Source organism: Kitasatospora sp. NPDC091257, from assembly GCF_044757675.1.
Classification (GTDB): domain Bacteria; phylum Actinomycetota; class Actinomycetes; order Streptomycetales; family Streptomycetaceae; genus Kitasatospora; species Kitasatospora lactacystinica.
The window spans coordinates 1-7,206 of sequence record NZ_JBIVVI010000380.1; the positions used below are offsets into that span (position 1 = coordinate 1).

Annotated in this window: 7 protein-coding genes; all 7 read right to left on the reverse strand. The window is 73.2% G+C overall.

All coding sequences use genetic code 11. From position 1 onward, the window contains the following. Positions 1–37: 37 nt before the first annotated feature. Positions 38–295 (reverse strand): ATP-binding cassette domain-containing protein, encoded by a 258-nt coding sequence (locus ACIQOV_RS18945; RefSeq protein ID WP_401049802.1) that lies wholly within the window; start codon positions 293–295, stop codon positions 38–40. Further along, complete coding sequence (locus tag ACIQOV_RS18950) at positions 288–1,268, reverse strand: ABC transporter ATP-binding protein (RefSeq protein WP_401049805.1); 981 nt, start codon at positions 1,266–1,268, stop codon at positions 288–290. Before ACIQOV_RS18950 ends, ACIQOV_RS18945 begins: the two co-directional genes overlap by 8 nt. After that, entirely contained in the window at positions 1,265–2,119 is an 855-nt protein-coding gene (locus ACIQOV_RS18955; RefSeq protein WP_380550792.1) for an ABC transporter permease, read from the reverse strand. The genes ACIQOV_RS18950 and ACIQOV_RS18955 overlap by 4 nt, the downstream gene beginning before the upstream one ends. Next, positions 2,116–3,075, reverse strand: coding sequence for an ABC transporter permease (locus ACIQOV_RS18960; RefSeq protein ID WP_401049807.1), 960 nt, complete (start codon positions 3,073–3,075; stop codon positions 2,116–2,118). The genes ACIQOV_RS18955 and ACIQOV_RS18960 overlap by 4 nt, the downstream gene beginning before the upstream one ends. Then, on the reverse strand, positions 3,072–4,718 hold the full coding sequence (locus ACIQOV_RS18965; RefSeq protein WP_401049808.1) for an ABC transporter substrate-binding protein: 1,647 nt from the start codon (positions 4,716–4,718) through the stop codon (positions 3,072–3,074). The genes ACIQOV_RS18960 and ACIQOV_RS18965 overlap by 4 nt, the downstream gene beginning before the upstream one ends. Positions 4,719–4,746: 28 nt before the next feature. Then, positions 4,747–5,850: an agmatine/peptidylarginine deiminase gene (locus ACIQOV_RS18970; protein WP_401049811.1), complete on the reverse strand. Its 1,104-nt coding sequence runs from the start codon at positions 5,848–5,850 to the stop codon at positions 4,747–4,749. Between the two features lie 135 nt (positions 5,851–5,985). After that, a complete protein-coding gene (locus tag ACIQOV_RS18975; RefSeq protein WP_401049813.1) occupies positions 5,986–7,197 on the reverse strand; it encodes an agmatine deiminase family protein in 1,212 nt (403 codons plus the stop codon). Positions 7,198–7,206: the final 9 nt, after the last annotated feature.

A 7,206-nucleotide genomic window follows, 5' to 3' on the forward strand; every position in this document is an offset into this window, starting at 1 on the left:
TTTTTTATTGATACGGCCACCACGGATATATACACGACTACGAACAATTTTTCCATACACGACGCTCTTCGTATCGCACCCGGCCGCCGCGAGCCCGGCCCCGGACGGCGACCCGCCCCTCGTCGGCCTGTTCGAGGCCGACGACGATCCGGGCGGTGGTGGTCTTGCCGGAGCCCGACTCGCCCACGATGCCGAGCGATCCGCCGGCGGCGAGGGTGAAGGAGACGTCGTCCACCGCCCGTACGGTGCCGAAGGTCCGGCACAGTCCGGTGACCTCCAGTACGGCCTCAGGCATCGGCGCGGCTCCCTTCGAGCGGGTGGTGGCAGGCGACCGGGTGCGCCACCGGGGTCTCCTCGCGGCACCGGGAGGTCGCGTACCGGCACCGCGCGGCGAACGCGCATCCGGTCAACTCCTGGCGCAGGTCCGGCGGTTGGCCGTCGATCGCGGCGAGGCGGCGACGGTCGGACTCCAGCCCCGGGGTGGAGGCCAGCAGCGCGGCGGTGTAGGGGTGGCGGGGCCTCTCGAAGAGCGTTCCGGCGGGGCCCGTCTCGGCGATCCGCCCGGCGTACATGACGTAGACGCGGTCGCTGATGGCGGCGGCGAGGCCGAGGTCGTGGGTGACGAACAGCAGGCCCGTGCCGAAGCGTCGGCGCAGCTCCCCGAGGAGCGCGATGACCTCGGCCTGGCTGGTGACGTCGAGCGCGGTGGTGGGCTCGTCGGCGAGCAGCAGGACCGGGTCGCCCATCAGCGCGGCGGCGATCATGACGCGTTGGAGCATGCCGCCGGACAGCTGCCCGGGGTGGCGGTGCAGCAGTTCCGGGCCGAGGCCGACGGCGTCGAGCAGTTCGGCGGCGCGCCGGTCGGCGTCCTCCCGGCCCATGGCGCCGGTGAGGCGGACGCTCTCGGTGAGGAAGTCGCCGACGCGGCGCAGCGGGTTGATGGCCGCCCGGGGGTCCTGGAAGATCATGGCGGCCCGGCCGGTGCGCAGGGCGCGCAGCCGGTCGGGGCCCATGGTCAGGACGTCCTCCCCGTCGACCAGGACGCTGCCCTCGGCGGTGGCGCCGGGCGGCAGCAGGCCGAGGGCGCTGCGGGAGGTGAGGCTCTTGCCGGAGCCGGACTCGCCGACCAGGGCGACGGTCTCCCCCGGGCCCACGGTGAGGTCGACGCCGTCGAGGACGGGTCGGGCGGTGCCGGGCAGGCGGAGCCGCAGGCCCCGGACGTCGAGGGCGTTCACGCGCTGCTCCGGTTCGTGACTGCTGCGGTTCATGGGGTCCTCCGGGCGACGCGGTCGGCCCAGCGCTCGCCGACGACGTTGAAGGCGACGACGGTGAGCACGATGAGGACGCACGGCAGGATCGCGGAGAGCGGGTAGCCGTGCTGGATCGCGGTCTGGCCGTCGAAGACCATCCGCCCCCAGTCGGGGGTGAGCGCGGGGACGCCGAGCCCGAGGAAGGAGAGGCCCGCGAGGTCCATCAGGGCGTAGCCGAAGTTGATCGTGGACTGGGCGAGGACGATCGGGGCGATGTTGGGCAGGACGTGCCGCAGGCAGATCTGCAGGGTGGAGTGGCCCTGGACCTGGTAGGCGCAGACGTAGGGGCGGGACCGTTCGGCGAGGACGAGCGAGCGGGTGAGCCGGGAGACGTACGGCAGGTAGGCGACCGCCAGGGCGACGACGGGGGCGAGCAGGCCCTCCCCGTACACCGAGACGATCAGGATGGCGAGCAGCATGCCGGGGAAGGCGAAGACGAGTTCGGTGCTGCGGGAGAGGACGGAGTCGAGCCAGCCGCCCCGCCAGCCCGCGGCCAGGCCGACGGCCACGCCCGCGACGGTGGAGAAGGCGACCACGCCGAGCGGGCCGAGCAGGGAGGTGCGGGCTCCGAGCAGGAGCCGGGAGAGGGTGTCGCGGCCGGCGGTGTCGACGCCGAGCAGGTGGTCGGGCGAGGGGCCGGCCAGGGCGTTGCCGAGGTCGACGGCGTTGGGGTCGTCCGGTGCGATCCAGGGGGCGAGCAGGGCGGCGAGCACCACCAGGGCGACGATGCCCAGGCAGGCCAGGTGGAGCGGGGCGCGGGCGGCCTTGAGGCGGCCGAGACCGGGCCGGCGGGCGAGGGCGACACTCATGCGTCGGACCTCCTCGTGCCGAGGGCGACCCGGGGGTCGACCAGCGGGTGGAGCAGGTCGACGACCAGGTTCACGGTCATGAACAGGGCGACGACGAGCAGGGAGATGGCCTGGACGGTCGGGAAGTCCTTGGTGGTGGTGGACAGTTCGAGGAGCTGGCCGATGCCGCCGACGCTGAAGGCCGACTCCACCAGGATCGTGCAGACCAGCAGGGTGGACACGATCAGGCCGCCGGTGGTCAGCACGGTGCCCAGCGAGTTGCGGAACACGTGGCGGCGGATCACCTCGCGTTCGGGCACGCCCCGGCTGCGGGCGACGGTGACGTGCTCGCCCTCCAGGGCGTCCAGCATCGCCGAGCGGGTGACCCGGGCGAGCATCCCGATCAGGTACAGCGCGAGGGCGACCGCGGGCAGGGTGAGATGCCACAGCAGGTCGGCGAGGCCGTCGCCGGTGCCGCTGGTGGGGAACCAGCCCAGCGTGACCGCGAACAGGCCCTGCAGCAGGACGGCCGCGACGAAGGAGGGGGTGCCGACGGCGAGCGTGGTGGAGAGCAGGATCGCCGAGTCGGTCGCGCCGCCGCGCACCGCGCCGGTCCAGCCGAGCGCCAGGCCGATGACGACGACCACCAGCAGGGCCATGGCCACCAGTGTCAGGGTCGCCGGCAGTCGGTCGGCGAGCAGCGTGGAGACGTCGGTGCGGTAGGTGATGGAGCGCCCGAAGTCCCCCTGCAGCACCTGGCCGAGCCAGCGGAAGTACCGGACCAGGAACGGGTCGTCGAGGTGGTACTGGTCGTTGATCGCCTGCAGGGCGGCCGGCGAGGCCGACCGGCCCGACAGGAGGAAACTCGCCGGGTTGCCCGGCGCCAGGTACATCGCGCCGAAGACCACGAAGGAGGCGCCGAGCAGGGTCGCGGCCATCTCCGCCAGTCGCCGGGCGGCGAATCTCAGGAAGTTCACCGGGCGGCCCCCACGTCGGCGGCCCACGGGTAGTACATGTACGCGATGGTGGTGGGGGCGCCGGTGATGCGCTTGTTGAGGAAGACGGCGGTCGGCCACTCGGCGACCGGGATCCAGAGCAGCTGCTGGGAGGCGGTCTGCTGGAGCTTCGCCTCGATCGCGCCGCGCCCGGCCGGGTCGTACTCGGCGGTGGCCTGGTCGACGAGGTCGTCGTAGGCCTTGTCGCTGTACCCGGCGAAGTTCTGGTAGGCGCCGGTCCGGAAGTTGACGAGCAGGTCGAGCGGGTCGGTGATGGAGTCGTAGTACGTCTCCGGGAACAGGTCGATGCCCTCGCGCGCCTTGGGGTCGGTGAACAGCGCGGTGAAGGCGTTCGGGGCGATCGTCCTCAGCTGCACGTCCAGCCCGATCCTCGCCCCGGCGGCCTGGACGGCGGTGGCGAGCAGGGAGACGTCCTGGCCGATGGTGCTGGTGGCCATGACGATCGTGCGGCCGCTCGCGCCGGCCTCCTTGACCAGGGCCTTGGCCTTGTCGATGTCCTGCGCCGTGGGGGTGAGGCCGTCGAAGGCCGTCCTGCGGACGTCGTCGGGGGCCGCGCCCCAGGCCGCCCTGGTGGTGAGGGAGCCGGTGACGGTGCCGGCGCCGGAGAGGCCGGCCTTGACGAAGCCGGAGCGGTCGAGGGCCAGCGACAGGGCCTGGCGGACGCGCAGGTCGCCGAGCGGACCGTGCATGCTGGTGACGTTGACGTTGACGGTGCTCAGGCCCTCGCCGAAGTAGAGCGTGCCCGGGCCGTCCTTCCTCAACCGGTCGTAGCTCTCGGTGGGGATCAGGTAGCCGCCGTCGACGTCCCCGGTGAGCATCGCGTTGGTGCGGGCGGACGCGTCGGTGAGGAAGCTGAAGACGACCTTCCCGGCCTTGGCCCTGGTGCCCCAGTAGCCGTCGAAGCGCTGGAGTTCGATCGACTGGCCCTTGGCCCAACCGCCCAGCTTGAAGGGGCCGGTGCAGTCGAGGCCGCCGCTGGTGCCGTAGTCCTTGCCGGCCGCCTCCACCCCGGCCTTGGCGGCGACCACGCCGGCGGCCGTCGCCATGTACTGGGGGAACTGGGAGTCGGGCTGCTTGAGCTTGACGGTGACCTGGAGCGGGCCGGTCGCGGTGACGGAGTCGACGTTCTGGAACACCTGCGCCCAGGCGGAGGCGTTGTCCGGGTTGGTCTGCCGGCCGAGGCTGTACACGACGTCGTCGGCGGTCATCACCGTGCCGTCGTGGAAGTGCACGCCGGCCCGCAGGTCGTAGACCCAGGTGGTCGGGTCGGGGCTGGACGCCTTCTCGGCCAGGCCGGGGGCCAGGGTGAGCTGGGGCGTCCAGCGCATCAGGCTCTCGCAGACGTTGGCGAGCACGGTGTTCTGCGGGTAGTCGAAGGCCTGGACGTAGTCCAGGGTGGGCGGTTCGGCGTAGGTGGCCCAGGTGAAGGAGTCGAGCTCGCCCTTGGCCGGCAGGGTGTCGGCGGAGAGCTGTACGGCCGACCCGCCGGCGCCGCGGGGCGGGCCGGAGCAGGCGGCGACCAGGGCCGCGGCCGAGAGCAGGGCGGTGGCGAGGACGAGTCGCCGCCGGGCCGCGGTGCGTCTCGCGGGCGCGGTGGGAGTCATGAGGGTTTTCTCCGTTCGCTGGCGAGGGTCAGGCGCGAGCAGCCGCGGACGGCGTGGCGGTGGTCTGCGTGGCATCGGCCCGCGTGGCGGTGGTCTGCGTGGCGGCCGGGATCTGCTGGGTGATGCAGTGGACGCCGCCGCCGCCGTAGGCGATCACCCGGGCGCGCACGCCGACGACCTTGCGGTCCGGGTAGGCGGCGGCCAGCACGGCCAGCGCCGCCGCGTCCTCGGGGTGGTCGGCGACCGGCACCACGACGCCGCCGTTGGCGAGGTAGAAGTTCAGGTAGCCGACCTCCACCTCCCGGCCGTCGACCTCGACGAAGGCGGCCTGCGGCAGGTCGACGATCTCGAAGGGCCGGCCCTGGGCGTCCGTGGAGTGCTCCAGCACGGCGCGGTTGGCCCGCATCCGCACGTAGTCCGGGTGGCTGGGATCGGCCGGGAGCTGCACCACGACCCTGCCGGGGGCGACGAAGGCGCAGACGCCGTCGACGTGCCCGTCGGTCTCGGTGTCCAGCGCCCCGCCGTAGGGCAGCCAGACGATCGTGGTGACGCCGAGCCGGGCCTTCAGCTCGGCCTCGATCTCCTGCCGGGTCATCTCCGGGTTGCGGTTGGGGTGGAGCAGGCACTGCTCGGTGGTGATCAGCGTGCCCTCGCCGTCGACGGTGATCGCACCGCCTTCGAGGATCATCCCGGAGCGGATCGCCGGGGTGCCGAGGTGCTCCAGCAGCAGGCCGCTGATCCGGTCGTCGGCGTCCCAGGGGCTGTGCTTGCGGCCCCAGGCGTTGAAGCGGAAGTCCACGCCGGCCCGGCGGCCGTCGCCGTCGAGGACGAAGATCGGCGCGGAGTCGCGGAACCACGAGTCGTCGGTGGGGAGTTCGACGACGGTGATGCCGGTGCCCGTGCCCGTGCCGGTGCCGGTGCCGGTGCCCGCGCCGCAGTGGGCGCGCGCCTCGTCGCCGTGGCCCGGCGGGGCCACCATGGTGACCGGTTCGAACTCCGCGATGGCGCGGGCGACCGCCGCGTACTCGCGCTTCACCTCGGCCAGGGTGTCGCCCCACAGGTCCGGGCGGACGGGCCAGGCCATCAGGCAGCCCTCGTGCTCGGTCCACTCCGCGGGCATTCGGTACGTCACGGGAAACCTCTTCTGGTCGGTCCCCGGCCGGCCCGGCGCGTTCGGGGCGCGGGCCGGTCGAGGGGGAGGGTGGTGGGAGCGGAAGGATCCCCGGCGGCTCGCCTCCGTGGGTACCGGACGGGCCGCCAGGGGGTCTCAGAGCGCCGGCGGAACGGCCGGCTGGGACTGGGTGGCGCAGTGGATGCCGCCACCGCCGGAGGCGATGGTGTCGATGTTCAGCTGGACGACGTCACGGCCGGGGAACTCGGCCCGCAGGATCGCGCAGGCCCGGGCGTCGGCGTCGGCGTCGCCGAACTGGGGGACGAACACGGCGCCGTTGGCGACGTAGAAGTTGGTGTAGCTGGACAGGAAGTCCTTGCCGCGGCCGCGGATCCGGGCGCGGTTCGGGCCGGGGAGTTCCACGACGGTCAGTGGGCGGCCCTGGGCGTCGGTCGCGGTCCGCAGGACCTGCTCGGCCTGCTCGTAGACGTCGATCCAGATCCGGTCGGTGCCGGGGCCGGGTCGGTCGAGGAGCACCCGGCCGGGCGCGGTGAAGCGCGCCAGGCAGTCGATGTGGTAGTCCGTGATGTCCTGGCCCGCCAGACCGGCCAGCCAGATCACCTTGTCCATCCCGAGCGACGCCTTCAGGGCCTGTTCGACCTGGTCCTGGGACATTCCGGGGTTGCGGTTGGGGTTCACCAGCGAGCTGACGGTGGCCAGCAGGGTGCCCTGGCCGTCCGTCTCCAGGGCGCCGCCCTCGCCGACGAAGGGGGCCCGGACGCGGTCGACGCCGTACTCGGCGAGGAGGGCGGCCGCGACCGCGGCGTCCTCGGTGCAGCGCTGGTAGTAGGGGGTGCCGGTCTTGCCCCAGCCGTTGAAGTTGGTGTCGACGCCGGCGACGGTGCCCGGTGCGACCACGAAGGTCGGGCCGAAGTCGCGGATCCACAGGTCGTCGTTGGAGATCTCGACCACGGTGATCGCGTGGTAGGCGCCGGGGCCGCAGTAGTAGCGCGCGTCGGCGGCCTGGCCGGGGCGGGCGACCACGACGACGGGCTCGTAGCGGGAGATCTCGTACGCGACGCGGGCGATGTCGTCGCGGACCGCCGAGAGCTGGGTCCGCCAGATCGAGGACAGGGCCGGCCAGGCCATGAAGGTGCGGTCGTGCCGGTCGCTCTCGGCGGGCATCCGCAGCCGCGTGGTGCTGCCCGCCGCGGCCGGGGCGACGGCGTCCGCCGCGGCGGGGGCACCTGGCGGGCCGGCGGTCGCGGCCCGGGCGGTGGCCGGAAGGGCCGTCCCCAGGGCGATCAGGGGTACGGCGGCGGCGCCGAGCCGGAGCAGGCCGCGTCGTGAGGGTGTGGGGGTGTGCATGGCGCTCCC